Here is a 23,273-nt window from a genome sequence, read left to right as displayed (position 1 = left end):
CGGGCGTAACAGGGGATTTTCATGAGTTTTTCCAGCGTGTTCGCGCGCATCGTCGCGCTGATCGGCGGAGCTGCGCTCGTCTGGCGGCGGATGTCGGAAACCCAGCCACAACCGGCCTGGGGCGGAGCACCGCAGATTCCGGAAGCCAAGCCGCAAGGCGCCATCCCGACGCTGAAGATGCCGACCGCGCGTGGCTGGCGCGATGGCGAGACGCCGGTCGCCGCGCCCGGACTGAAGGTCAACGCATACGCGAGCGGGCTCGACCACCCGCGCTGGATCAACGTGATGCCGAATGGCGACGTGCTGATCGCCGAGGCAACGCAGATAGCGGGTCCGCCGAGGAGCGTGTTTCACTATGCGATGCAGGCGACGATGCGGCGCGCCGCCGCGCTCGGCATCAGCGCCAACCGCATCACGCGGCTGCGTGATGCGGACGGCGACGGCGTCGCAGAGCAGCGTGGAACGTTCATGGATGGACTGAGCCAGCCGTTCGGCATGGCGCTCATCGGCGACACCTTCTATGTCGGCAACACCGACGGCGTGGTCGCGTTTCCCTATGTCGCGGGCGCGGAAAGCATCAAGGCTTCTGGACGCACGCTCGTCACTTTCAAGCCGGCCGGACACTGGACGCGCAGCCTGTTGCCGAGCGCGGACGGCAGGAAACTCTATGCGGGCGTCGGCTCGCTGAGCAACATCGCCGAGACGGGCATGGAGGTCGAGGAAGGCCGCGCCGCGGTCTATGAGCTCGATCTTGCAAGCGGTGCAAGCCGCATCTTCGCCGGCGGCCTGCGCAATCCTGTCGGCCTTGCCTTTGAGCCGAACACCGGCGCGCTCTGGACCGTCGTCAACGAGCGTGACGGGCTTGGTGACGAGACCCCGCCAGATTACCTGACCTCGGTGCGCGACGGCGGCTTTTACGGCTGGCCCTATTGCTATTGGGGCCAGACCGTTGACGACCGCGTGCCGCAGGATGCAGCCATGGTCGCAAAGGCGATCACGCCGGATTATGCGCTCGGCGGACACACCGCCTCGCTCGGGCTCTGCTGGATGCCAGCCGGCACCTTGCCCGGCTTCCCCGACGGCATGGTGATCGGCCAGCACGGCTCCTGGAATCGCTCGACGTTGAGCGGCTACAAGGTCGTGTTCGTGCCGTTCGAGAACGGCAAACCCTCTGGTCCTGCACGGGACATCCTGTCGGGATTCCTCGCACCCGACGAGAAGGAGTCCTATGGCCGGCCGGTCGGCGTCGCGCTCGGGCCTGACGGCTCGCTGCTGGTGGCCGACGACGTCGGCAACGTCATCTGGCGCGTGACGGGCGCGTAAGCACGCTCACGTCCCGACGCTGAGCGTGGCGCGCTGCTTGCGCAACAGGGCGATCACGGACAACGCCGTGATCATGCCGGTCTTGGGGTTCTCCGAGGGAATGTTTTCAGTTCCCATCGAGAAGCGCGCGGAATCCGCCTCCACCTCGATGCGATGCACGTTGCGCGTCACGGTCGGATCGGCCCAGATCTCGACCATGGTGCGATCGGGGCCGATGCCCGCCAGCGACAGCGCGACCGCGACGTTGAGATTGGCCGGAAAGCCCTTGGCCGCCTCCCGCGCGGTGCCCGCGAACAGTCTGAGCGGCTCGCGCAAATTGTCGATGTCGATGCCGTTCTGCACGATGAACGGCGCACCCTTCAAACCGTCGATCGGCTTACGCGTGACCATCCTGACCGAATGGATGGTGCCGACGGCTGCCGCGTTGACCGCATCGAGCCCGATCAGCGCACCCGTCGGCACGATGATGCGGCCGCCATGGGTCTTGGCGAGATCGATGAGGTCGGAATTGTCCAACAGCGCGCCGACGCTGACGACGACCGCCGCCTTCCCTCGCCTCACCACGGGCTCGACGATGCTGCGCAACAGATGGCTCGGCGCGCACTCGACGACGATATCGGCCACCTCGGCGAGCTGCTCGATGGGCATGATGGCTGCCGGCTGGTGCAGGCCGCTCAGAAATGGGCGATGCTTGTCGGGATCGCGTGCGGCGATCGCCGTCAGGACGAGGCCCTCGATGCCGCGATCGAGCTCGGCGGCGATCTTCGTGCCGATCGAGCCCAATCCCGCGATCGCAACCCGCAGCTCCTTCCGATGATCGGCCATGCGCACCTCTCCTTCGCAAGGCCTTTCATAGCTCAGGCGTCAGGTGTGCGCAAAGCCGCTTCGTCCGCGGTCAGCTCACTGCTCGAAGGTGCGCACGCCGTGAATGCCGGCATCGGTGCGGATCATCCGCCCCTTCTTGCCGTCGGACGTGACGAAGATATCCCAATGCGCGGTGCCGCCGGGCTGGCCGTCCATGATCATGGCACCGGTGCAATCAGCGTTGATGGTATATGTGCCCTGAAGCGTCTCGCGCGCCGCGCTGTTCGTCTGGCGGATCGAGGTCTGCTTGCCCGAGAACCTGCCGCCGCCATCGAAATTGAAAACCCCGTAGTGCACGTTGGTGCCCCGTCCGTCGAAGACATAGGCGCCCTGAAGCTTGTCCACCGTGCACCCCGCCGCGTAGGTCGGAGAGACCGAAGCGCACCCCAAAATCAGACCGCCGACTGCAGCGCCTGCCAATATTCGTTTGAACTGCATGCTTCCCCACTGTTCTCATCGTGAGGGCGCAAACACACGCTCAAATTGAGGCGCAAAAAGGGAGGCGCCGAAGCTTTCGCTCACGCAGCCACGTTCGCCAGGAAGCGGTCGACCGACGAGCGCAATTGCATCGCCTGGTTGGAGAGATCGTGCGCGGTGGCAAGCACCATGTCAGCCGACCGGTTGGCGTTGTCGGTCGCCTCTGCCGTTCCGGCGATGCTGCGTGCGACAACGGCGGTGCCGTTGGCCGCCTGGCCGATGTTTCTGGAGATCTCGCCGGCAGCGGCATTCTGCTGGCTAACGGCCGCCGCGATGCGTCCGGTAAAGCTGTCGATCTCGCCGATGATCAGCGCGATGGCGCCGACATTGTCGACGGCATGGCGCGTTGCCGACTGCACCTCGGTGATTTGCGAAGAAATGTCCTCGGTCGCTTTCGCGGTCTGGGTCGCAAGCGCCTTCACTTCGGAGGCGACGACCGCAAAGCCCCTGCCCGCTTCGCCGGCGCGCGCAGCTTCGATCGTGGCGTTGAGCGCGAGCAGATTGGTCTGCCCGGCAATCGTACGGATAAAGCCGACCACCTCGTCGATCTGCTGCGCGGCGACGGCCAGCCGGCCGATCGTCTGGTTCGCGGCTTCCGCCATGCCGGAGGCGCGCTGCACGATCGTGGTCGCATCGGCAAGCTGGGACGTGATCGCTTGGACGGATTCGCCGAGCTGACTCGCGGCGCTCGCGACCGTCTGGACGTTGGTCGAGGTTTCCTTGGCGGTTGATGCCGCCTCGCTCGATTGCGTGCCCGCAGTGCGCGCGGTGGAGGCGAGGTTTTGCGCCGTGTCGGTCAGTTCACCGGTCATGCGATCGGTGTTGCTTAGCACCGTGCTGAAGGCGGATCGGAAGGCATCGATCTCGGCTTCCAGGCGCTGCCGGCGGTTGCTCTGCGCGGCGCTGCTCTGGTCCTTGGCGGCAATCAGCGCCAGATCGTCATCGGCGCGGGCCTTGAGGCTCGCCTGCATGACGGCGAGCGATTTCAGGAGCCGGCCCAGCTCGTCGCTGCGACGTACGGAGATCTCATCGGTGAAATTGCCGGCCGCGACACGTTCGGCAACCCGGACCGCCGCCGAGATCGGCCGGCTCATCGAGTAGGAGAAGGCGAGCGCGATGATCAGCCCGATCATCACCGTACCGACCGCAACCGATAACATCGTGGTGCGCGCCTGCTCCACCGCCCCTTCTGCGGCAGTGCGATACTCGTAGCCATAGGCTGCAACCAGCTCGACGAGATCGTCGATCGAGGCCATCAGGCGATCGCCCTGCTCGGCGAGCAGGAAGCTCGTCGGAATCTCCGTCACCCCGCCGGGCGACGGCTTGAGGATTTTGAGTGCAGCGCCCGACCAGTCCCTGAGCTGGTTCTCGGCCTTCTCGCGCGCCGCTGCAACGGACGGCGACGGCGTGCGTTCACGCACAACATTGAGGTCTTCGAAGCTGCTGCGCACCAGTCTTTCGAATTTCGTGACCATGTCACCCGAGGCGCCGGCAACCAGGCTGCGCTGGAGCACGAGGCGCGCCTCGTGCAGGGCCGCATGGGCGGAGCGCGCATGGTTGATCCCCATCAGGGGTCCGTCATAGAGCTTGACGACCATGTCGCCGGAATTGCCTATCGCGCGAATACCGTAGAAAGCGATCGCGCAGGCGAGCAGGACGACGACGCTGAAGGCACCGAAAATCTTGTAACGTATCGACATCATCAATCTCCGGTACCCGGCGGGCCCGTTAGTCCGTCACCTTGACCATCATCTTCATACGCGGATGGATCGCGCAGATCACCTGCACGTCGCCAGATTCCTTGAAGGAGACATCGGTCGAGGTGCCCGGCGCCTGTGAGCCGAGATTGAACTCGTTGCCCTTGGTGGCCGACATGATGTTGTGGGGCACCGTATCGTCATTGAGAAACGTGACCGCCTCGCCCTTCTTGACCGAGATGCTTTCGGACGAGAAGACGCGGCCCTGCTGGTGAATCACCTCGGTCGCAGCGTAGGCGCCGACCGAAAGACCACAGATGATGACGCCGGTGAACAGAGCGAGTGTACGCATGGGGATATCCTTTTTGAAGATCGTTGCTAGCGTGGAAGGACCGGCACGGCCGTTGGACCGAGTTCGCTGGTCAATGTCTTGAGGAAGGCGACGAGATCGGCCTTTTCCTGGACCGTCAGCCCGAGCGGCCGCATCAGGTCCGAGCGGCTGGGACGATCGACGCCGGCATGGTCGTAGTGGTCGATCACCTGCTCGAGGGTCGCGAGCGAGCCGTCATGCATATAGGGGCTGCGGCGGCCGATCTCGCGCAGGCCCGGAGTCTTGAAGGCGTGCTGCATCTTGACGACGCCGGGCAGATATTCGCCGCGACCGACATCCTTGCTCGGCAGACCGATGTCCTGAAAACCTTCGTTGGTGAAATTCCAGCCCTCGTGGCAGGCGGCGCACTGCGCCTTGCCGTTGAACACGGCGAAACCGCGCTTGGCGTCTTCCGAGATCGCCTTCTCGTTGCCGTCGATCCAGACGTCGAACGGCGCGCGCTCCGAGACGATGGTGCGCTCATAGGTGGCAATCGCCTGCGCGAGTGTCTTCGCCTTCATGCCTTCGCCGGGAAAGGCCGCGTCGAACAACGGCTTGTATTCGGGAATGCTCGAAAGGCGCGCCAACAGATCGTCGAGCTTCATGTTCATTTCGCCGGGCGACTGGATCGGGCCGAGCGCCTGCTCCTCGAGCGTCGGAAGACGCCCGTCCCACATGAAGATCGCGCTCCAGGCGGCGTTGACGATGGTCGGCGAATGGCGTCCGAGCTTCGCCATGCCGTGACCGATACCGACAGCGAGCCCGTCGCCCCAGCCGAAGCCGGGACTGTGGCAACTCGCGCAAGACTGCGCCGAGCTCACCGACAGGCGCGTATCGAAATAGAGTTTCTTGCCGAGCGCAGCCTTCTCGGGCGTGTACGGATCATCCTTGGGAAACGGAATCGTCGTCGGCCGGCGGTATTGCGCCTTCAGGGCATCAAGTCCGCCCGACGCCTTCTGCGTGATCTCGACCTTCCGGCTTTCACCGACGACGGCCGCGCCAAAACCGATCGTGCTGAAGCCGAGAACGCCAAGACCAGCCGAGGCGATCGTCGCAAGGAAGGCGATCGAGCGATAGGAGCCGCGCACCGGCATACAATGTCCCCAAAAAAACGTGTCATTCGCGACACCAAAAAGCTTCGACGCAATGAAACGCCAGAACGACATCGTGACAATTAGAGTCAAATCGTTAAATAAGATTTCCATGATCATGCCATGGCGCTATCGGCTTTCGGCAATTCCGCAAGCATAGAGTGCGGGAAAAACAGGTAGCAACCAGAGCCACGCAAGTCCCCCGCAAATATACGGAGAAGGCACACCAATGCGCAGCTCAGTTGCGCCCCGACAGCGCGCGCACGCGCGCGTAGGCCGGACGTGCGAGGCAGCCGTCGAGCCACCGCGCCAGATGCGGACAGACCGAGAGATCGAGCCGGGAAATCCTGCCCCAGGCAAGGATGGAGGCGACGTTGAGGTCGGCAACCGTGAAGCCGTCGCCAGCGAGATGACCGCGTGCGGCGAGCGCCTGGTCGAGGATGCCGAGCGGCTTTTTCAGTAGAAGTTCGGAGCGCGCGGCATGCGAGGGGTCGCGGCAGAAGTCCGGCAGCAATGCGCGATGCATCAACAGATCGAGCAGCAGGCCATCCAGCTCCAGCATCGCCCAGATGCTCCACTGCGAGGCAAGGCCGGTGACCTCCGGCCCGCAATGCATCGGCCCACCATACTTCTGTGCGAGATAGAGATTGATCGCCATGGATTCCCACGGCACGAGATCGCCGTCGACGAGCGTCGGTATCAACGCGTTCGGATTGAGACGGAGATAGTCCGACGTTTGCAGATCAGCGGGGCTGGTGCTCCTTTCGATCAGCTTGTAGGGCTGTCCGATCTCCTCGAGCATCCAAAGGCAGCGAGTCGCGCGCGATCGCAGATTTCCGTAGAGCTGAAGCATCCTGGCCTCCACTGGCAGACGGAACGGGTCTCAAGGGACGAGATCGACCATATCCGAATTCACGCGAAAGGCGTATGCTCCTCCTGCGCCTGTCCGGCCGGACCAGTATTTCAGCGGGAGGACCTCAATGTCCGCGAGCGTGATTTTTCACGATGGAAATCGGCAGTTGCAGGACCAGTTCGACAGCCGGCGGATTTCCGACCGGCTGGAGGAGAAGCTGACGCGGACAGAATTTTCCGACGACGACAGGCTGTTCATCGGGAGCCTGCCCTATTTTTTCCTGGCAACGGCCGATGCGAAGGGACAGCCGGACTGCTCGTTCAAGGGCGGGCCGCCCGGCTTCGTGCGCGTGATCGGGCCATCGGAGATCGCCTTTCCGGACTACGACGGCAACGGCATGTTCAAGAGTCTCGGCAACATCGTCGTCAACGCCGATGTCGGCCTCCTCTTCATCGCCATGCACGGCAAGCCGCGGCGCCTGCGCGTCAACGGCACGGCGAAGGTGAGCGACGCCGATCCGCTTCTGGCCGAGACCGTCGGCGCGCAGCTCATCGTGCGTGTCACCGCGCGCGCGATATTCCCGAACTGTCCGCGCTACATTCCGACAATGCAGCTCGCCGAGCCCTCGATCTACACGCCGCAGGCCGGGTGCGCCGCGCCGGAACCGAAGTGGAAGGGATTTGCGGACTTCAGCGATGTCGTCCACCCGCGACAGCCGACGTTCAAGGGCTGATGACGGGCGACGACGGCCGGGTCGAGCCCGGCCGTCATAACTCAGGAAGGCGATGCGCGAAGCGCGCCCCTACTCCCACGACCAGGCCGAGAAATCGTTCTCGAACTGCGGGACTTCCTTCCAGACACCCTTCAGCTTCTTGTTGGTAACGGTGACCCATTGCGGCTGGAACAGGAAGCCGGCAACCGCATCAGTTGCCAGCATGCGCTGGGCGTCGCCAAGCAGTTTTGCGCGGCCGGCTTCGTCCGGCGTCGTCACGATCTGCTTGTAGAGGGCGTTGAACGCCTCGTTGTTATAGCCGAGATAGTAGTCGGGTTCAGTCAGCTTGACGAGATCGAACGGCTCGACATGGGAGACGATCGTGAGGTCATAGTTGTGTGGCCCGTTCGGCGCGAAGACCTGCGACAGCCACTGCGCCCATTCGACGTTCTCGATCTTCGCGGTGATGCCGACCTTGGCGAGCTGGGCCGCCAGGATCTCGCCGCCCTGCCGTGCATAGGGCGGCGGCGGCAGCTTCAGGCTGATTTCTAGCGGCGTGGCGACGCCGGCTTCCGCCAGCAGCTTCTTCGCCTTCTCGGGATCGTAGGGATTAACACCGGTGGTGTCGACATAGCCGAGCGAGCCTGGCGTATAGAAGCTGCCGATCGGCGTGCCAAAACCTTCCACGGCGCCCTCAATCAGCGCCTTGCGATCGATTGCGGCGAGGATGGCGCGGCGCACCCGCACGTCGTCGAGCGGCTTCTTCTTCTCGTTGATGGCGACGATGGTCTTGGCCTTGGAGCCGCCGACCAGCACGGTAAACCGCGGATCGCCCTTGAACTGAGCGACGCCGCGAGTCGTGACACGCGGAAACGCGTCGACGTCACCGGACAGCAGGGCAGCAATCTGCGCTGCGGGATCGCCGATGAAGCGGATCGTCACCTTGGCGAGCTTGATCGCGGAGGCATTGCGATAGTCAGCCCATTTGTTGAGCGTGATCGAGGAGCCCTTGACCCAGGCGCCGAGCTGGTACGGCCCGGTGCCGACCGGCTGGGTCACGTTGGTCGGCGCGCTCTTCGGCTCGACGATCGAGGCACTCGCCTGCCCGAGCAGGAACGGCAGGTTCGGTTCGGAATATTTCAGCGCAACCACGACCGTGTCGGCGTCCGGCGCGTCGATCTTCTCGAAGCTCTGGAATAGACTCTTGTCCTTGTTGGTGCTGTTCGCGGCTGCGTTGCGCTCGAACGAGAACTTCACCGCAGCGGATTCGAACGGCTCGCCATTGTGGAATTTGACGCCCTTGCGCAGCCTGAAGGTATAGGTCTTCAGGTCGGGCGACGCCGCCCAGCTCTCGGCGAGCAGCGGCGACACCGAGCCGTCCTCGTTGATCTTGGTCAGCGTCTCATAGACGTTGTAGAGCGTGACTTCGGCAATCGCCGCGGCGGCCGCATTGGTCGGATCGAGCCCCGGCGGCTCCAGCGTCATGCCCATGATGACACCGTCCTTCTTGCTCTGCGCCAGAGCTGGCAGCGGTGCCGCGGCAAACGCGGCCGCTACCGCGACGATGATGAGTTTCTTGAACATTTCTTTTCTCCCCGGCCATTGACCCGATCAATCTATGCCAATCCGCAGCTTGGCGCTAACCCGCCTCGCTGGTCGCGGCTGGCAACGCCATCACCTGTTCGGCCTTGTGGCAGGCGGCAAGGTGCGATTCGCCGACCTTGCGTAGCGCAGGGGCGGCCTCGCGGCAATGCTGGTCGGCGAGCGGGCAGCGGGAAACATAGGGGCATCCGGTCGCAGCTGACGATTGTGAGGCAATCGCCTGCGCGCCGCGGCGGCTACGCACACGCCCGGCGCGCGCGCGCGGCACCGCCTCCAGCAGCGCGCGCGTATACGGATGGGCACAATGTTCGAACAGGTCCTCCGGCCGGCCCTGCTCGACGATCCGGCCGAGATACATCACCGCGACCTCGTCGCAAAGATAGTCGACGACCGCAAGGTCATGGCTGATCAGGATGTAGCTCAGGCCGAACTGCTCCTGGAGGTCCTGCATCAAGTTCAGAACCTGCGCCTGCACTGAGACGTCGAGCGCGGAGACCGGCTCGTCGGCGACGATCAGTTTTGGCTGGGTGATCAGCGCGCGCGCAATCGCGATTCGCTGGCGCTGGCCACCGGAGAATTCGTGCGGATATTTGTCCATGTCCGCATCGCGCAGGCCAACCTGTCGCAGCACCGCAGAGACCCGCACGCGCAGTGTCGTACGATCGGTGCGCTCGAGTGCGGTGAGCGGCTCGGCGACGATCCGCGCGATGGTCTGGCGCGGATCGAGCGATCCGTACGGATCCTGAAACACCATCTGAAAATCGCGACGCGCGCGACGGAGCTCATCCGCGGGCAATTGATTGAGGTCGCGGCCGAGCAGCTCGACCCGCCCCGACGTCGGCCGCTCCAGCGCCATCACCACGCGGGCAAAGGTCGACTTGCCCGAGCCGGATTCGCCGACCACGCCGAGACTCTTCCCCGCCTCGATCCGTACACTCACGCCGTTGAGCGCCAGCACCTCGCCCGGCGGCCGGAACAGGCTTTCGCGTGGCAGCGTGTAGCGTTGCACGAGGTCGTTCACGCGGAGAAGCGGTTGCGAGGTGGCGGTCATGCCGGCACCGCTCCGACGCGATCAGCCATTGACACGTCAGTCCTGATGCAGCGGACACCATGGTCATGTCCGACCTCCACCATCGGCGGGAGCGCGGCACGACAACCATCGATCACCAGCGGACAACGATCGGCAAACGTACAGCCGGACGGCAGATCGGCAAGTTCGGGCACGGTGCCGGTGATGGTCTTGAGCCGCGTCCCCTTCCGCGCGCCGAGCCGCGGCCGGGCCCGGAACAGGCCTTGCGTATAGGGATGGCCCATGCGCCTGAATACGTCGTCGGTCGGCCCGCTCTCGACCACCGTGCCGCCATACATCACCATCATGCGCTCGACGTTCTCGGCGATGACACCGAGATCGTGCGAGATCAAGATCATCGACATGCCCCGCTCCTCGACGAGATCGGCAATGAGGTCGAGGATCTGGCCCTGGATGGTGACATCGAGTGCGGTGGTCGGCTCGTCCGCGATCAGCAGGTCGGGCTCGCAGGCGAGCGCCATCGCGATGGTGACGCGCTGACGTTGGCCGCCGGAAAACTGGTGCGGATAGGCATCGACGCGCTTTGCCGCGTCCGGGAGCCCGACCCGGTCGAGCAAGGCGATCGCCTCGGCGCGCGCCTGCGCCGCCGAATAATTCTTGTGCCGCCGCAGCGGCTCGGCGACCTGATGCCCGACCGTATGCATCGGGTTGAGCGCAGTCATCGGCTCCTGGAAAATCATGCTGATGCGGTTGCCCCGCAGCTTGCAGTAATCCGCATCGGAAAGTCTTACGAGCTCGCGACCGTCGAGGCGGACGCTGCCGCCAAGGACAGCGCTCTCAGGCAACAGGCCCATCAGTGCGAGCGCGGTGACCGACTTGCCGCAGCCGGATTCGCCGACCAGACCGAGCGTCTCGCCGCGCTTCAGCGAAAAACTCACGCCGCGAACGGCCTGGGCCGGGCCTCGGCTGGTGTTGAGACGGACGCCGAGATTGTCGACGTCGATCAGCGGCGCGTTTGCGGGGTTGCCCATCGTCACCGCTCCCGCGCCAGACGAGGATCGAGCAGATCGCGCAATCCATCGCCGAGAAGATTGAGGCCAAGGACGGCGACCGCGATCGCCGCGCCCGGATAGACCGCAAGCATCGGCGACTGGAACAGCAGCGTCTGCGCGTCGTTCAGCATTCGTCCCCAGGAAGGCTGCGGCGGCTGGGTGCCGAGCCCGAGATAGGACAGCGCGGCTTCGGCGAGAATCGCGAGCGCGAACTGGATCGTCGCCTGCACGATCAGGATCGACAGGATGTTCGGCAGCACGTGCTCGATCGTGATGCGGAAAGCCCCCTTCCCCGCCGCGCGCGCCGCCAGTACGAACTCGCGCGCCCAGATCGCGTTGGCCGAACCGCGGGTGACGCGAACGAAGATCGGGATCTGGAAGATGCCGATCGCGGTGATCGAGGTCAGCATGCCCGGACCGACCACCGCCGCGAGCATGATCGCCGACAGCACGGCCGGAAAGGCGAAGGTGAAATCGCTCATGCGCATGATGAGCTCTTCCGTCCAGCCCTTGCGCGCGGCGGCGATCAGGCCGAGGCAGACACCGAAGCTCAGCCCGATGCCGACCGCGATGATGCCAACCAGGATGGTCGAGCGCGCACCGACCAATAGCAGCGAAACGATGTCGCGGCCGAAGGAGTCGGTGCCGAGCCAGTGCGACAACGACGGCGGCTTGAGTTTCGAGGCGATGTCGATCTCGTAGGCCGACCAGGGTGTCCACACCAGCGAGAGCAGCGCCGAGCCGATCACCAAGAGAACCAACGCGCCGCCCAGGACGAAACTGCGATGGCGGAACGCGCGGCGCCAGAAGCCGGTCGCAGGCTGCGACGGTGCTGAAGTCGTCGGCAAGCCGACGGCGGCGGTCAGCGGATCACTCACAGGTCGTGGACCTTGATGCGGGGATCGATGAAGGCATAGAGCACATCGACCACGAAATTGACGATGACGACCATGGCCGCAAGCAGCATCACGCAGTTGCGCACCACGATCAGGTCGCGATTGGCGATCGACTGGAAGATCAGTCGGCCTAAGCCGGGCAGATAAAAGACGTTCTCGATGACGATGGTTCCGGCGAGCAGATTGGCGAACTGCAGACCCATCACGGTCATCACGGGGATCATCGCGTTGCGCAGCACGTGGCCCCACAGTACTTCGCGCTTGCCGAGCCCCTTGGCGCGGGCGGTGCGGACGAAATCCTCGCGCAAGACTTCCAGCACAGCCGAGCGCGTGACGCGGGCAAGGATCGCTGCCTGCACTACGGCGAGCGAGATCGCCGGTAGCAGCAGCGATTTGACGCCGGGCCAGATGCCGTCGTCCCAACCGGCAAAGCCGCCGGCCGAGAGCCACTGCAGCTTCACCGAGAACAGCAAGATCAGCAGAATGGCGAACCAGAAGTTCGGCAGCGCGATGCCGACCTGGGTCAGCGACATCACACCGACATCGCCGAGCCTGTTGTGATTGGCGGCAGTGTAGATGCCGGCGGCGAGCGCGAGTGTCACCGTGATCAGCATGGACATGATCGCCAGCGGAATGGTCAGCACCAGGCGCTCGGCGATCAGGCCGGCGACCGGCGTGCCGTAGACGTAGCTGTTGCCGAGGTCACCCACCGCCATGCCCTTGATCCATTGCAGGTAGCGCACCATGAGCGGCTGATCGAGGCCGAGCTTGATGGTCAGGGCCCGCACTGCATCCGGCGAAGCATCGGCGCCCATCAGCATCTGCGCGGCGTTGCCCGGAAGCGCATCCAGCACCAGGAAAATGATCAAGGACGCGCCGATCAGCGTCGCCAGCAAGGTCACAAGCCGCCTTAGGACAAATACGCTCATGCGCTCTCGGGTTCAGGCTCTGGAATTCAGGGCTTCCCTGGCACGATCAACATGTCCGGGCGCCGGACGCAAGTGCCTTGGTGCAAGTACCTTGGTGCAAGTACCTCGGTGCCTGTGTCCCACTTTCAGCCGGGCCGGCGGGACAAGAGATCGTGCGAGGCCTCGAACAGCGCGCTGACACGCAACAGCTCGGCATCGTCGCGGAAGCGGCCGGCGAGTTGAAGGCCGATCGGCAACCCATCGCGGCCGAACCCGCAAGGCAGGCTGATCGCGGGATGACCGGTCATGTTGAACAGCATGGTCCAGGGGAACCAGTGCGGCCGGACGCTGTCAAAGCTCTTGCCGTCGATCTCGATGGTGCCGAACAGGTCCTGGTCGATCGGCAGCGCCGTCCGGGTCAGGGTCGGCATCGCCAGCAAATGGCCGCGCGCGAGCAGCGATTGCACGCGGCGGAATAACGCCGTGCGCGCGAACATCGCCTCCTGGTAGTCGACGCCGCTTACCTTCGTGGCGAGCGCGAGCTGCTTGAGGAACGTTTCGCTCAACTCATCCTTGTGGTCGGCCGCGAGCTTGGAAAAACGCGTCCGCCAGACGGTGTGGTTGATCGCGCGCCAGATCGGCTCGATGTCAAACCCCTCGCCAGAGAATTCTTCGAGCTCCGCGCCGAGACCCGCCAGCCGGTCGAGGCTTGCCTTGAAAGCACTGGCGACATCGGCCGAGACGGGTCGTCCGGGCGGCGACAGGCAGTACATGATCTTCTGTCCGCGCAGATCGCCGCGCGGCACGGCCGCGCCGACGAAATCAGGCGCGGGAAGACCGATCGACCAGGGATCGCAGGCATCCTCCCCGGCCATGGCCTGCATCATCAGCGCGGTGTCCGCGACGGTCCGCGTGGTCGGCGTGACATAGGTCTGGTTGCCGAAGACGTCCTGCACCTGGCTGTGCGGGATCACGCCGTTGCTCTGCTTAAGGCCGACGACGCCGTTGCAAGCTGCGGGAATGCGGGTCGAGCCGCCGCCATCGGTTGCGACCGCCAGCGGCGCGATGCCGCTCGCAACTGCCACTGCGGCACCGCCGCTGGAACCGCCGGAGGAGCGATGCACGTCCCACGCGTTACGGGTGCAGCCGAACAGCGGCGAGTCGGTCAGGCATTTCGAGCCGAATTCCGGCGTCGTGGTCTTGCCAACCAGGATCGCACCATGGGCGCGCAGCCGTTCCACCGCCACGGCGTCCTCCTCCGGCACATTGTCCTTGTAGGGAACGGCGCCGAAAGTGGTTTTCACGCCCTTGGTGTTGACGATGTCCTTGATGGTAGTGGGAATGCCGTGAAGAAGGCCGAGCGGCTCGCCCGCCATCACCTTGCGTTCCGCCTCGCGCGCCTCTTCCATCGCTTCGTCGCCACACAGCGTGATGAAACAGTTCAGCCTCGGCTGCAACGCTTCGGCGCGGGCGAGCACCGCACGTGTGACCTCGAGAGGAGATATCTCCTTGCGGCTGACGCGTCTGCGCAGTTCAACGGCCGATAGAAAACAGAGATCTTCGCTCATGTCGGGACAGGCTCGCGTGACGTTGTCGCGAACTTGGCAGCCTCAAGCGGGCCTGTCCATTTCCGACGGCGCATGGCCGCAGTCCCGGGGGACATTCTTGGAGGCGAGCGCCCGGATGCGCTACCAGCGCCAGTCGATCTCGCTGAGGCGCGGCGGATCGGCGCCGGGCCGGGTGCAGGTGAAGCCGGCACAATTGGCCGCGAAGGACAGCGCGCGGCGCAGCTCATCGGCGCCGATGTCTTCCAGGGGTTGACGTCGAAGACGTCCCTGCTTGTGCAGGGCGAACAGCAGCGCCGCCTGAAAGCTGTCGCCGGCGCCGATCGTGTCGGCAACCGTCACCTTGGGCGCGGCGACCTCGATCTTCCCCGCCGCCTTGTGCCAGGCGACGGCGCCGTCGATGCCGCGGGTGATGACGACGAGTTTGGCGCCTTGCCCAAGCAACGCTTCGGCCTTCCGCTGGTATGGCTCGTCACCATAGAGATATGTGAAATCGACGTCGGACATGCGGACGATATCGGCGTTCGCCGCGAACTCACCCATGCGCGCAACATAGGACGGCTTGTCCTTGACGAGGTTGGGCCGGCAGTTCGGATCGAACGAGATGGTCGAGGATGCCCTGGCGTCCGCGATCAGCGCCTCCGTCTCGGCCGCGCCGGTGTCGTTGACCAGCGTGGTGGAGCCGACATGCACCGCTTCGATGGTCTCCAATGGAATGGAACCGCGCCGATAGGTCCAGTTCCGTGTCGCGGTCTCGGCGTCGTAAAAGGCGTAATGCGACTCGCCGGCAATGATGCGCACGAAAGCGAGCGTGGTCTGATGATCGCTGCGCGTGGCGCAGCGAAGCTCGACGTCGGAGGCTTCGGCATGGGCCGCGATCATCTGCCCGAACATGTCGTTCGAGAGGCCTCCGACGAATCCGGTCGGCGCGCCCAGCCGCGCCATGCCGATGGCGACGTTGAGACAGGAGCCACCGACCGCGGGCATCACGGCCTCGCGGCCGTCGGCTGCGCGCGTCGGCACGAAATCGATCAGCGCATCGCCACAACTGAGCAGCATCACCCCTAACCTTATCTTGCCCTTATCCCGGCAGCGTCAGCCCGAAGCCGGCCATCGCTTCGCGGCTGCCACGGTCGACCTCGCGCAACATCTTATAGGCCTTCCGCTTGCGGCTGTGAAATTCGGCCATGCCGGGAGCCGTCGGCTCGCTGAGGCGGCCAAGCGCCGACATTTTGGCCATGGTCTCGCCGATCGAAGCGAAGGCGCCGCCGGCGACCGCGCCGAGCATCGCGGCACCGAGCAGCACCGGCTCCCTGGTCTGCGGCAGCGCGACGGTCAGTCCCGTGGTGTCCGCCATGATCTGCCGCACCAGCGGGCTGCGGCTCGCCCCGCCTCCCATGATCATGATGCTGGAGTGAACGCCGTGCGCGGCAAAGGCCTCGATCACCTCGGCAAGGCCGTAGGCAAGGCCGCAGAGCCCCGCGACGAACAAGCGCTCCATCGCGCCGATGTCGGTATCGAGATCGAGGCCCGCGATCACCGCGCGCGTATCTGGATCGGCGTATGGCGAGCGGTTACCGATGAACTCCGGGAGAACGTGAATGTCGCGCGCCAGCAACGCGGCACGGCTCACATCACCCGCGCGCGCAATAACGCGCTTCTCCAGGAAGTCGATGATATCAACCCCGTCCTTGCGCGCAGCCGCGCTCGCCTCGGTATATCCAGCGTGCGACTTCAAAAGATGGTCGATCGCGGCTCCCGCTGCCGACTGTCCACCCTCGTTCAACCAGAAATTCGGCACCATGCCGGAGTAATAGGGCCCCCACACGCCGGGAACGAAGCACGGCTCGGTGGTCGTCGCCATGATGCAGGCGGATGTCCCCATGATGTAGGCGAGGCGGTCGCAGACATCTGCGGTGCCGCCCGAGCCGTCACGTCCGCCGATTGCGCCGATGCCGCCGGCATGGGCATCAATCAGCGATGCGCCGACCGGCGTACCCGCACTCAACCCCAGGTCGGCCGCCGCCGCCCGCGCCAGGCCGGCGCCGAGCCGCGTGCCCGGCGCGACGATCTCGGTGCCGATCCGGGCATATTTTTCTGATACGAAGTCCGACAGCCCGATACGCTGGAAGAACGGCGCACTCCAGCCGCCACCATCATGCGCCAGATAGTTCCATTTGCAGGTCACCGTGCAGGTCGAGCGCTGGAGCGAGCCGGTCGCGCGCCAGGTCAGATAGTCCGCGAGATCGAAGAAATGGCCGGCGATATCAAAACTCTGGCGCAGATGGCGCTTCAGCCACAGCAGCTTCGGCATTTCCATCTCGGGAGAGATCGATCCGCCGACATAGCGCAGCACATCGTCCTGCGTCTCATTGATCAGACGCGCTTCGGTCGTGGCGCGGTGATCCATCCAGACGATGACGTTGCGCTCCCGGTCGCCGGAGGTGCTGACTGTGACCGGTTCGCCATCCTTGCCGAGCACGACCAGCGAGCAGGTGGCATCGAAGCCGATGCCTCGCACGGTATCAGGCGCAATCCCCGCCTCAGCCATGGCTGCGCGGACGGATCTCGCGCAAGCATCCCAGATGTCCGACGACGACTGCTCGACGATATCGCCGGCCTCGTGCCAGATCCGGATCGGATGCCGCGCCGTCGCCAGAAGGTTGCCAGCCTCGTCGAAAACCCCTGCCCGCGTGCTGGTCGTCCCGACATCGACACCGATATACGCTTGCGGCATTGTCGCTCCCGTCAATTTCGACGAGGAGCCTACCAGCAAGTGTAACCGCCATCCACTAGCACGATGCTGCCCGTCATCAGGCTCGCGGCCTCGGAGCTCAGGAACAGCACAACCGAGGCGATCTCCTCCACCTGCCCCATCCGTGCCATCGGAGTTCCACCAATCCAGGCGTCATACATTTTGGGATTGCTCTTCACGAAGGCGTTCAGCGGCGTCTCGATATAGGTCGGCGCGACCGCGTTGACGCGGATGCCTCGCGCACCCCATTCGGCGGCAAGCGACTTGGTCAGATGATGCACCGCGGCCTTGGAGGCGTTGTAAAAGGACTGCTCCTGCGGCTTGTTGACGATAAAGCCCGACATCGAGCCGACGTTGACGATGGTTCCCGCCTTCGCCTTCAGCATGTGCTTGCCGAATTCGCGGCAGCACCAGAAGGTCCCGTTGAGATTGACATCGATGACGTTGAGCCAGTGCTCGTCGGTCACGGTCTCCGCCGGGGTCTCGCTGCGGGCAATGCCGGCATTGTTGACGAGAATATCGACCTTGCCGTGACGGGCGACGAGTTCGTTCGCGACGTCGGCGACGCGCCTGGTGTCGGTCACGTCCATGACGACGGTCTCGGTATCGTAGCCCTTGGTCTTCAGGCCTGCCTGGGCGGCCTGGGCAACCTTGCCGTCGCGGTCGGCGATGATCACCCTGGCGCCGGCCTCCGCCAGCGCCTCGGCACAGGCGAGCCCGATGCCCTGCCCGCCCCCGGTGATGATCGCAGTCCTGCCGTTCAGCTTGAACTTTTCCAGGTACATGTTGCTTTTTCCCGTTTCTTGTTCGCCCAGCTTGTCAGCCCCGGATCGCGTTGCCGCCCTCGTTGAAGCGGTGAATGCGCGCAGGTTCGGGCACCAGCGACACACGGTCGCCGGCATGCAGGCTCAACTCGCCGATATAGCGTGCGGTGAGCATGCCGAGCTGGCCGGCGTCGACATAAAGAAAAGTATCGCTGCCGAGATGCTCGGCGACCGCAATCGTACCCGGCCAGCCGCCTCCACCATCGCGCTCGATCTTCAAATGCTCAGGCCGCACGCCGATCGTGATCGCGCCGTGCTGAAGGGCGGGCTCGCCGGTGACGAAATTCATCTTGGGCGAGCCGATGAAGCCCGCGACGAACAGGTTGGCCGGCTTCTCATAGAGCTCGAGCGGTGAGCCATATTGCTCGATCTTACCGGCATTGAGCACGACGATCTTGTCGGCCATCGTCATGGCCTCGACCTGGTCATGGGTGACGTAGATCGCGGTGGTGCCGAGCTGCTTCTGGAGCCGCGTCACCTCGATCCGCATCTGCACGCGCAGCGCGGCGTCGAGGTTCGACAGCGGCTCGTCGAACAGGAACGCCTTGGGTTCGCGCACGATCGCGCGCCCGATCGCGACGCGCTGGCGCTGGCCGCCAGACAGCTCGCGCGGCTTGCGCTCGAGATAGGGCGTGAGGTTGAGGGTCGCGGCTGCAGCTTCGACCTTGCGGTCGATCTCGTCCTTTGCGAGTCCTGCCATCTTGAGCCCAAAGCCGATGTTGCCACGCACACTCATATGCGGATAGAGGGCGTAGGACTGAAACACCATCGACAGGCCGCGCTTGGCGGGCGGAACGGCGACGACGTTCTTGCCGTCGATGAGGATCCGTCCATCCGTCACGTCTTCGAGCCCGGCGATCAACCGCAAGAGCGTGGTCTTGCCGCAGCCGGAGGGACCGACGAACACCACGAAGGAGCCGTCCGCGATGTCGAGGTCGGCGCCCTTGATAATGTGCACGGGCCCGAAGGCTTTCTGCACGCCTTGAAGTGTGATTTGACCCATGTTGCGACAGCCCTTTCGCTACTTGACCGCGCCAAAGGTGAGCCCGCGCACGAGCTGCTTCTGGCTGAACCAACCGAGGACAAGAATAGGCGCGATTGCCAGCGTGGAGGCCGCCGACAATTTTGCCCAAAACAATCCTTCGGGACTCGAATAGGACGCGATGAACACCGTCAGCGGCGCCGCCTCCGATGTCGACAGGTTGAGCGTCCAGAACGCCTCGTTCCAGGCGAGGATGAGGTTGAGCAGCAAGGTCGACGCCAGGCCGGGGATGGCCATTGGCGTCAACACATAGACGAGCTCGCGGCCGACGGTGGCGCCGTCCATGCGCGCCGCTTCCAGGATGTCGCGCGGAATCTCCTTGAAATAGGTGAAGAGCATCCAGATCACGATTGGCAAATTGCCGAGGCACAGGATGAAGATGAGGCCGATGCGTGAATCGAGCAGGCCGACGTTCTTGTAGATCAGGTAAATCGGCACGAGCACGCCAACCGGCGGCATCATCTTGGTCGACAGCATCCAGAGCAGGATGTCCTTGGTGCGCTTTGTGGGCGAGAACGCCATCGACCACGCGGCCGGAATGGCGATCAACAGCGCGATCAGCGTCGAGCCGCCGGCGATGATGATCGAGTTCAGTGCGTGGTGGAGGTAGTCGCTGCGCTCCTGCACCGTCGCGTAGTTTTCAAGAGTCCAGTGGAAGAACAGGAATGAAGGCGGAATGGCGAAGGCCTCCAACTCGGTCTTGAAGCTTGCCAGCACCATCCAGAGGATTGGAAAGAAGATCAGGAAACCGCAAAGCCAGGCGGCTGCCGTCGAGACCGCGACCCGCTGCGTCGTTGCGATCCGTGCCATGATCTAAGCCTCCAGATTGCGGCCGACGATGCGGACGAGGAAGAAGGCGACGATGTTGGCGATCACCACCGCGACGAGGCCGCCCGCGGACGCGCTGCCGACGTCGAACTGGATCAGCGCCTGCGAATAGATCAGGAAAGCGATGTTGGTCGTCTGAAGGCCGGGTCCGCCGCCGGTGGTGACGAAGATCTCGGCAAACACCGTCAGCAGGAAGATGGTCTCGATCAGGATCACCACAGTGATGGGGCGCGCGAGATGCGGCAGCGTGATGTAGATGAAGGTCGAAACCCCGCTCGCCCCGTCCATCTCCGCGGCTTCCTTCTGCTCCTCGTCGAGCGATTGCAGCGCGGTCAGGAGGATGAGAGTCGCGAACGGCAGCCATTGCCAGGCGACGATCAGGATGATGGCGAACAGCGGCACGTCGTTGAACCAGTCGATCGGCGTCAGCCCGAACACCTTGGCGAGCCAGGCAAACAGGCCGGAAACCGGATGCATCAGCAAATTCTTCCAGACCAGCGCGCTCACCGTCGGCATCACGAAGAATGGTGCGATCACCATCAGCCGCACGATGTTGCGGCCGATCACGGGCTGATCGAGCAGAAGCGCCAGGGGAATGCCGAGCAGAATCGTCAGCAGCAGCACCGAACCGACCAACACCAGCGTGTTCTGAAGCGAGGCGAGAAAGGCCGGATCGGTGAGAAAGTAGCGGAAGTTTTCCAGACCGACGAACGCTTCGGAGCCGGGATCGAGCAGGCTGTAATGCAGCGTCGAGAAATAGAGCGTCAGCGCGAGCGGGACGATCATCCAGATGAACAGCAGCCCGACGGCCGGGGCCAGGAGCGACCGCGCAAGAATCTGGGTCTGCTTGGTTGCCATCCTTGCTTCTCCTCTGGAGGGAAGAAGGCGGCCATCCATCCTGTCTGGCGGATGGCCGCAGTTTAGGCTCTCAGGAGGGTGAGCCTTGGTCCTACCTACTTGATATAGCCGGCGCGCTTCATCTCGCGCTCGGTCGTGGATTGCGCCGCCGAAAGCGCGGCATCGACGGTGGTCGATCCCGACAATGCGGCGGAGAACTGCTGTCCTACCTGCGTGCCGAGGCCCTGGAATTCTGGGATCGCAGCATATTGCACGCCGACATAAGGCACTGGCTTCACAGTCGGCTTGTTCGGATCCGCCGCGTCGATCGAGGCCAGCGTCAGCTTTGCGAACGGCGCGACCTTCAGGTAATCAGGATTTTGGTAGAGCGAGGTCCGCGTACCTGGCGGCACGTTGGCCCAGCCCTCCTTGGAAGCCACGAGCTTGGTGTAGTCCTTGCTCGTCGCCCAGGCGATGAACTTCTCGGCAGCGTCCGTCTTCTTCGAGCCGGCAGGGATTGCGAGACTCCAGGCCCACAGCCAGTTTGCGTTCTTGCCGAGCCCGGTGTTCGGCGCCAGCGCAAAGGCGACCTTGTCGGCGACCTTCGATTCCTTCGGATTGGAGACCATGGACGCCGCAACCGTCGCGTCGATCCACATCGCGCACTTGCCGGCGTTGAACAGCGCCAGGTTCTCGTTGAAGCCGTTCGAGCTCGCGCCGGGAGGGCCGGCCTCCTTCATGAGATTGACATAGGTCGTGAGCGTCGTCTTCCATTCCGGCGAGTTGAACTGCGGCTCCCACTTCTCGTCGAACCAGCGCGCGCCGTAGGAGTTGGACATGGCGGTGAGGAACGCCATGTTCTCGCCCCAGCCGGCCTTGCCGCGCAGGCAGATGCCGTAAACGCCAGCATTCTTGTCGGTGAGCTTCTTGGCCGCATCGATCACGAAATCCCAGGTCGGGCTTTCCGGCATCTTCAGGCCGGCCTTCTCAAACAGATCGGTGCGGTACATCACCATCGAGCTCTCGCCGTAGAACGGCGCTGCGTAGAGCTTGCCATCGACGGAGACCGCATCCTTGATTTTCGGCAAGAGGTCGGCGACGTCGTATTCGGCGCCGAGATTGGCGAGCGGCACAAGCCAGCCCTTCTTGGCCCAGATCGGGACCTCGTAGGTGCCGATGGTGAGGACGTCGAACTGCCCGCCCTTGGTGGCGATGTCGGTGGTAACGCGCTGGCGCAGCACGTTCTCCTCGAGCGTCACCCATTTCACGTTGATATCAGGGTTCTTCGCAGTGAATTCGCTGGTCAGTCCCTGCATGCGGATCATGTCACTGTTGTTGACGGTGGCGATCGTCAGGGTCGTTTCGGCCATCGAGGGGGCGGAAAACAGCAGTGCAGACACGCCGCAGACGGCGCCTAGGACTTTTTTCACGGTGACCTCCCTATACTCGCGTTTTGAGCATCTGCCCACGCGTTGGGCGTATGTTCAACTCAAGGCCGGAGCTTTGTCAAGCAGGCGCGTGCGCCCTCCCCTCAATTCAGGGTGGTGCAGTGCAAGAGAGATTAGTGCAGATGCGCCGCGAGGCCGCTGGTTCAGCGCTCGAGAATCGCGCGGGCGGTCGCCTCGTCCGTGATCAAGCCGTTGATCAGGCGGCCATTCAGCGCCGCGGCGATCGCCGGCACTTTTGCCGCGCCGACCGCCGCCCCGATCGTCGTGGTCTTGACCGGCACCTCGGGCGGGATACTGGTGAGGCGCTTGTTGGTGCCGCCCTTGAGCAGGCGGCCCTTGGCATCATAGGCCCAGCCGGTGATCTCGCCGATGGCGCCCAGCCGCATCATCTCGAACAGCTCGTCGCGGGTGACGAAGCCGTCGACGTGGACCTGCGCCTTCTGGTCCATCTGGCCGATGCCGACGAGCCGCAGATCGGCCTTGGTCGCGATCGCCTTCACCTTCGCGATCGGCTCGATCCGACCCATCTTGTTGCGCTCGTCCTCCGACGACATCAGGAACGGCAGCGGCATTGGATAGTGGCGCGCCCCGGTGCGGTCGGCCAGGCGCCCGACGGTGTCGTAGAAGCTCGCCGAACCGTCCGCGGAAATGTTGCCGACCAGCGAGACGATCTGGTGATTCGGCCGCTCGATCGGGGTAACGCGCTCGACCGCCGCGCGCACGGCGCGCCCCGTCCCGAGCGCGACGATGACCGGCGTCTCGGAGCGCAGCGTCGAGTCCAGGAGGTTGGCGCAACGCTCGGCAATTCCAGCGGTCGCCTGCGGCGCCGCGGGATCGGCCGGCACGACCTCGCAATGGGCAAGCTCAAACCGCTGCTTCAGCCGCGCCGCCAGTTCCATGCAGGCGGCAATGGGATGCTCGAGGCGAAAGGTGATCAGGCGTTCGGCAAGGCACAGCGAAACCAGTCGCTGCGCCGAGGCGCGCGAAACCTGGAGCATTTTGGCGATCTCGTCCTGCGTGTGACCGGCAATGAAGTAGAGCCAGCCGGCGCGCGCGGCATCGTCGAGCCTGGATTTTTCGTTCTCCATCGCCATGGCCG

The 23,273-nt window shown here is 64.3% G+C and carries 22 protein-coding genes; 2 read left to right on the top strand and 20 right to left on the bottom strand.

Annotated elements, in window-relative coordinates:
* Positions 1-21 precede the first annotated feature (21 nt).
* Positions 22-1,323 carry a PQQ-dependent sugar dehydrogenase gene (locus SO180_RS08650; protein WP_449378389.1) on the top strand — a complete coding sequence of 434 codons (1,302 nt, stop codon included), beginning with the start codon at positions 22-24 and terminating at the stop codon, positions 1,321-1,323.
* 6 nt (positions 1,324-1,329) lie between these two features.
* Here the strand turns inward: SO180_RS08650 and SO180_RS08645 are convergent, their stop codons facing one another.
* The 6 genes from SO180_RS08645 to SO180_RS08620 form a co-directional block, all read right to left on the bottom strand.
* Positions 1,330-2,148 (bottom strand): aspartate dehydrogenase, encoded by an 819-nt coding sequence (locus tag SO180_RS08645; RefSeq protein WP_449378388.1) that lies wholly within the window; start codon positions 2,146-2,148, stop codon positions 1,330-1,332.
* Positions 2,149-2,223: 75 nt separating this feature from the next.
* On the bottom strand, positions 2,224-2,532 hold the full coding sequence (locus tag SO180_RS08640; protein WP_449378387.1) for a hypothetical protein: 309 nt from the start codon (positions 2,530-2,532) through the stop codon (positions 2,224-2,226).
* A 173-nt stretch (positions 2,533-2,705) separates the two neighbouring features.
* Positions 2,706-4,364, bottom strand: coding sequence for a methyl-accepting chemotaxis protein (locus SO180_RS08635; RefSeq protein WP_449378386.1), 1,659 nt, complete (start codon positions 4,362-4,364; stop codon positions 2,706-2,708).
* A 28-nt stretch (positions 4,365-4,392) separates the two neighbouring features.
* Entirely contained in the window at positions 4,393-4,713 is a 321-nt protein-coding gene (locus tag SO180_RS08630) for a plastocyanin/azurin family copper-binding protein (protein ID WP_449378385.1), read from the bottom strand.
* A 26-nt stretch (positions 4,714-4,739) separates the two neighbouring features.
* A complete protein-coding gene (locus SO180_RS08625; RefSeq protein WP_449378384.1) occupies positions 4,740-5,825 on the bottom strand; it encodes a cytochrome-c peroxidase in 1,086 nt (361 codons plus the stop codon).
* 235 nt (positions 5,826-6,060) lie between these two features.
* Positions 6,061-6,675, bottom strand: coding sequence for a glutathione S-transferase family protein (locus SO180_RS08620; RefSeq protein ID WP_449378383.1), 615 nt, complete (start codon positions 6,673-6,675; stop codon positions 6,061-6,063).
* Positions 6,676-6,802: 127 nt separating this feature from the next.
* Here SO180_RS08620 and SO180_RS08615 point away from each other — a divergent pair, with 127 nt between their 5' ends.
* Positions 6,803-7,408: a pyridoxamine 5'-phosphate oxidase family protein gene (locus tag SO180_RS08615; RefSeq protein ID WP_449378382.1), complete on the top strand. Its 606-nt coding sequence runs from the start codon at positions 6,803-6,805 to the stop codon at positions 7,406-7,408.
* A 69-nt stretch (positions 7,409-7,477) separates the two neighbouring features.
* Here SO180_RS08615 and SO180_RS08610 read toward each other — a convergent pair whose 3' ends face one another.
* The 14 genes from SO180_RS08610 to SO180_RS08545 form a co-directional block, all read right to left on the bottom strand.
* Complete coding sequence (locus SO180_RS08610; protein ID WP_449378381.1) at positions 7,478-8,971, bottom strand: ABC transporter substrate-binding protein; 1,494 nt, start codon at positions 8,969-8,971, stop codon at positions 7,478-7,480.
* 55 nt (positions 8,972-9,026) lie between these two features.
* Complete coding sequence (locus tag SO180_RS08605) at positions 9,027-10,040, bottom strand: ABC transporter ATP-binding protein (protein WP_449378380.1); 1,014 nt, start codon at positions 10,038-10,040, stop codon at positions 9,027-9,029.
* Complete coding sequence (locus tag SO180_RS08600; RefSeq protein ID WP_449378379.1) at positions 10,037-11,050, bottom strand: ABC transporter ATP-binding protein; 1,014 nt, start codon at positions 11,048-11,050, stop codon at positions 10,037-10,039. The genes SO180_RS08605 and SO180_RS08600 overlap by 4 nt, the downstream gene beginning before the upstream one ends.
* Positions 11,051-11,052: 2 nt before the next feature.
* Positions 11,053-11,949, bottom strand: coding sequence for an ABC transporter permease (locus SO180_RS08595; RefSeq protein ID WP_449378378.1), 897 nt, complete (start codon positions 11,947-11,949; stop codon positions 11,053-11,055).
* Positions 11,946-12,896: an ABC transporter permease gene (locus SO180_RS08590; RefSeq protein WP_449378377.1), complete on the bottom strand. Its 951-nt coding sequence runs from the start codon at positions 12,894-12,896 to the stop codon at positions 11,946-11,948. The genes SO180_RS08595 and SO180_RS08590 overlap by 4 nt, the downstream gene beginning before the upstream one ends.
* A 125-nt stretch (positions 12,897-13,021) precedes the next feature.
* On the bottom strand, positions 13,022-14,443 hold the full coding sequence (locus tag SO180_RS08585) for an amidase (protein ID WP_449378376.1): 1,422 nt from the start codon (positions 14,441-14,443) through the stop codon (positions 13,022-13,024).
* A 120-nt stretch (positions 14,444-14,563) separates the two neighbouring features.
* The gene (locus SO180_RS08580) at positions 14,564-15,499 is read right to left on the bottom strand and encodes a carbohydrate kinase family protein (protein ID WP_449378375.1); all 936 of its coding nucleotides are present in this window, start codon (positions 15,497-15,499) and stop codon (positions 14,564-14,566) included.
* 22 nt (positions 15,500-15,521) lie between these two features.
* Positions 15,522-17,177: an FGGY-family carbohydrate kinase gene (locus tag SO180_RS08575; protein WP_449378374.1), complete on the bottom strand. Its 1,656-nt coding sequence runs from the start codon at positions 17,175-17,177 to the stop codon at positions 15,522-15,524.
* 29 nt (positions 17,178-17,206) lie between these two features.
* Complete coding sequence (locus SO180_RS08570; protein ID WP_449378373.1) at positions 17,207-17,980, bottom strand: SDR family NAD(P)-dependent oxidoreductase; 774 nt, start codon at positions 17,978-17,980, stop codon at positions 17,207-17,209.
* Positions 17,981-18,014: 34 nt separating this feature from the next.
* Positions 18,015-19,022: an ABC transporter ATP-binding protein gene (locus SO180_RS08565; protein ID WP_449378372.1), complete on the bottom strand. Its 1,008-nt coding sequence runs from the start codon at positions 19,020-19,022 to the stop codon at positions 18,015-18,017.
* A gap of 18 nt (positions 19,023-19,040) precedes the next feature.
* A complete protein-coding gene (locus tag SO180_RS08560; protein ID WP_027521139.1) occupies positions 19,041-19,871 on the bottom strand; it encodes a carbohydrate ABC transporter permease in 831 nt (276 codons plus the stop codon).
* Positions 19,872-19,874: 3 nt separating this feature from the next.
* Complete coding sequence (locus SO180_RS08555) at positions 19,875-20,747, bottom strand: carbohydrate ABC transporter permease (RefSeq protein ID WP_449378371.1); 873 nt, start codon at positions 20,745-20,747, stop codon at positions 19,875-19,877.
* A 95-nt stretch (positions 20,748-20,842) separates the two neighbouring features.
* Positions 20,843-22,096 (bottom strand): ABC transporter substrate-binding protein, encoded by a 1,254-nt coding sequence (locus SO180_RS08550; protein ID WP_449378398.1) that lies wholly within the window; start codon positions 22,094-22,096, stop codon positions 20,843-20,845.
* Between the two features lie 221 nt (positions 22,097-22,317).
* Positions 22,318-23,268 carry a sugar-binding transcriptional regulator gene (locus tag SO180_RS08545; RefSeq protein ID WP_449378397.1) on the bottom strand — a complete coding sequence of 317 codons (951 nt, stop codon included), beginning with the start codon at positions 23,266-23,268 and terminating at the stop codon, positions 22,318-22,320.
* Positions 23,269-23,273: the final 5 nt, after the last annotated feature.

It is taken from the genome of Bradyrhizobium sp. UFLA05-112 (genome assembly GCF_053572325.1).
This window is presented reverse-complemented; position numbering and strand designations above follow the sequence as displayed.

Bases quoted from the DNA above. Each gene is read 5' to 3' on its own strand.
- SO180_RS08560 (WP_027521139.1), bottom strand. From the start codon at position 19,871: ATGGCACGGATCGCAACGACGCAGCGGGTCGCGGTCTCGACGGCAGCC.
- SO180_RS08590 (WP_449378377.1), bottom strand. From the start codon at position 12,896: ATGAGCGTATTTGTCCTAAGGCGGCTTGTGACCTTGCTGGCGACGCTG.
- SO180_RS08615 (WP_449378382.1), top strand. From the start codon at position 6,803: ATGTCCGCGAGCGTGATTTTTCACGATGGAAATCGGCAGTTGCAGGAC.
- SO180_RS08645 (WP_449378388.1), bottom strand. From the start codon at position 2,148: ATGGCCGATCATCGGAAGGAGCTGCGGGTTGCGATCGCGGGATTGGGC.
- SO180_RS08625 (WP_449378384.1), bottom strand. From the start codon at position 5,825: ATGCCGGTGCGCGGCTCCTATCGCTCGATCGCCTTCCTTGCGACGATC.
- SO180_RS08570 (WP_449378373.1), bottom strand. From the start codon at position 17,980: ATGTACCTGGAAAAGTTCAAGCTGAACGGCAGGACTGCGATCATCACC.
- SO180_RS08575 (WP_449378374.1), bottom strand. From the start codon at position 17,177: ATGCCGCAAGCGTATATCGGTGTCGATGTCGGGACGACCAGCACGCGG.
- SO180_RS08605 (WP_449378380.1), bottom strand. From the start codon at position 10,040: ATGACCGCCACCTCGCAACCGCTTCTCCGCGTGAACGACCTCGTGCAA.
- SO180_RS08620 (WP_449378383.1), bottom strand. From the start codon at position 6,675: ATGCTTCAGCTCTACGGAAATCTGCGATCGCGCGCGACTCGCTGCCTT.
- SO180_RS08580 (WP_449378375.1), bottom strand. From the start codon at position 15,499: ATGCTGCTCAGTTGTGGCGATGCGCTGATCGATTTCGTGCCGACGCGC.
- SO180_RS08550 (WP_449378398.1), bottom strand. From the start codon at position 22,096: ATGGCCGAAACGACCCTGACGATCGCCACCGTCAACAACAGTGACATG.
- SO180_RS08545 (WP_449378397.1), bottom strand. From the start codon at position 23,268: ATGGCGATGGAGAACGAAAAATCCAGGCTCGACGATGCCGCGCGCGCC.
- SO180_RS08565 (WP_449378372.1), bottom strand. From the start codon at position 19,022: ATGGGTCAAATCACACTTCAAGGCGTGCAGAAAGCCTTCGGGCCCGTG.
- SO180_RS08610 (WP_449378381.1), bottom strand. From the start codon at position 8,971: ATGTTCAAGAAACTCATCATCGTCGCGGTAGCGGCCGCGTTTGCCGCG.
- SO180_RS08650 (WP_449378389.1), top strand. From the start codon at position 22: ATGAGTTTTTCCAGCGTGTTCGCGCGCATCGTCGCGCTGATCGGCGGA.
- SO180_RS08630 (WP_449378385.1), bottom strand. From the start codon at position 4,713: ATGCGTACACTCGCTCTGTTCACCGGCGTCATCATCTGTGGTCTTTCG.
- SO180_RS08635 (WP_449378386.1), bottom strand. From the start codon at position 4,364: ATGTCGATACGTTACAAGATTTTCGGTGCCTTCAGCGTCGTCGTCCTG.
- SO180_RS08600 (WP_449378379.1), bottom strand. From the start codon at position 11,050: ATGGGCAACCCCGCAAACGCGCCGCTGATCGACGTCGACAATCTCGGC.
- SO180_RS08585 (WP_449378376.1), bottom strand. From the start codon at position 14,443: ATGAGCGAAGATCTCTGTTTTCTATCGGCCGTTGAACTGCGCAGACGC.
- SO180_RS08555 (WP_449378371.1), bottom strand. From the start codon at position 20,747: ATGGCAACCAAGCAGACCCAGATTCTTGCGCGGTCGCTCCTGGCCCCG.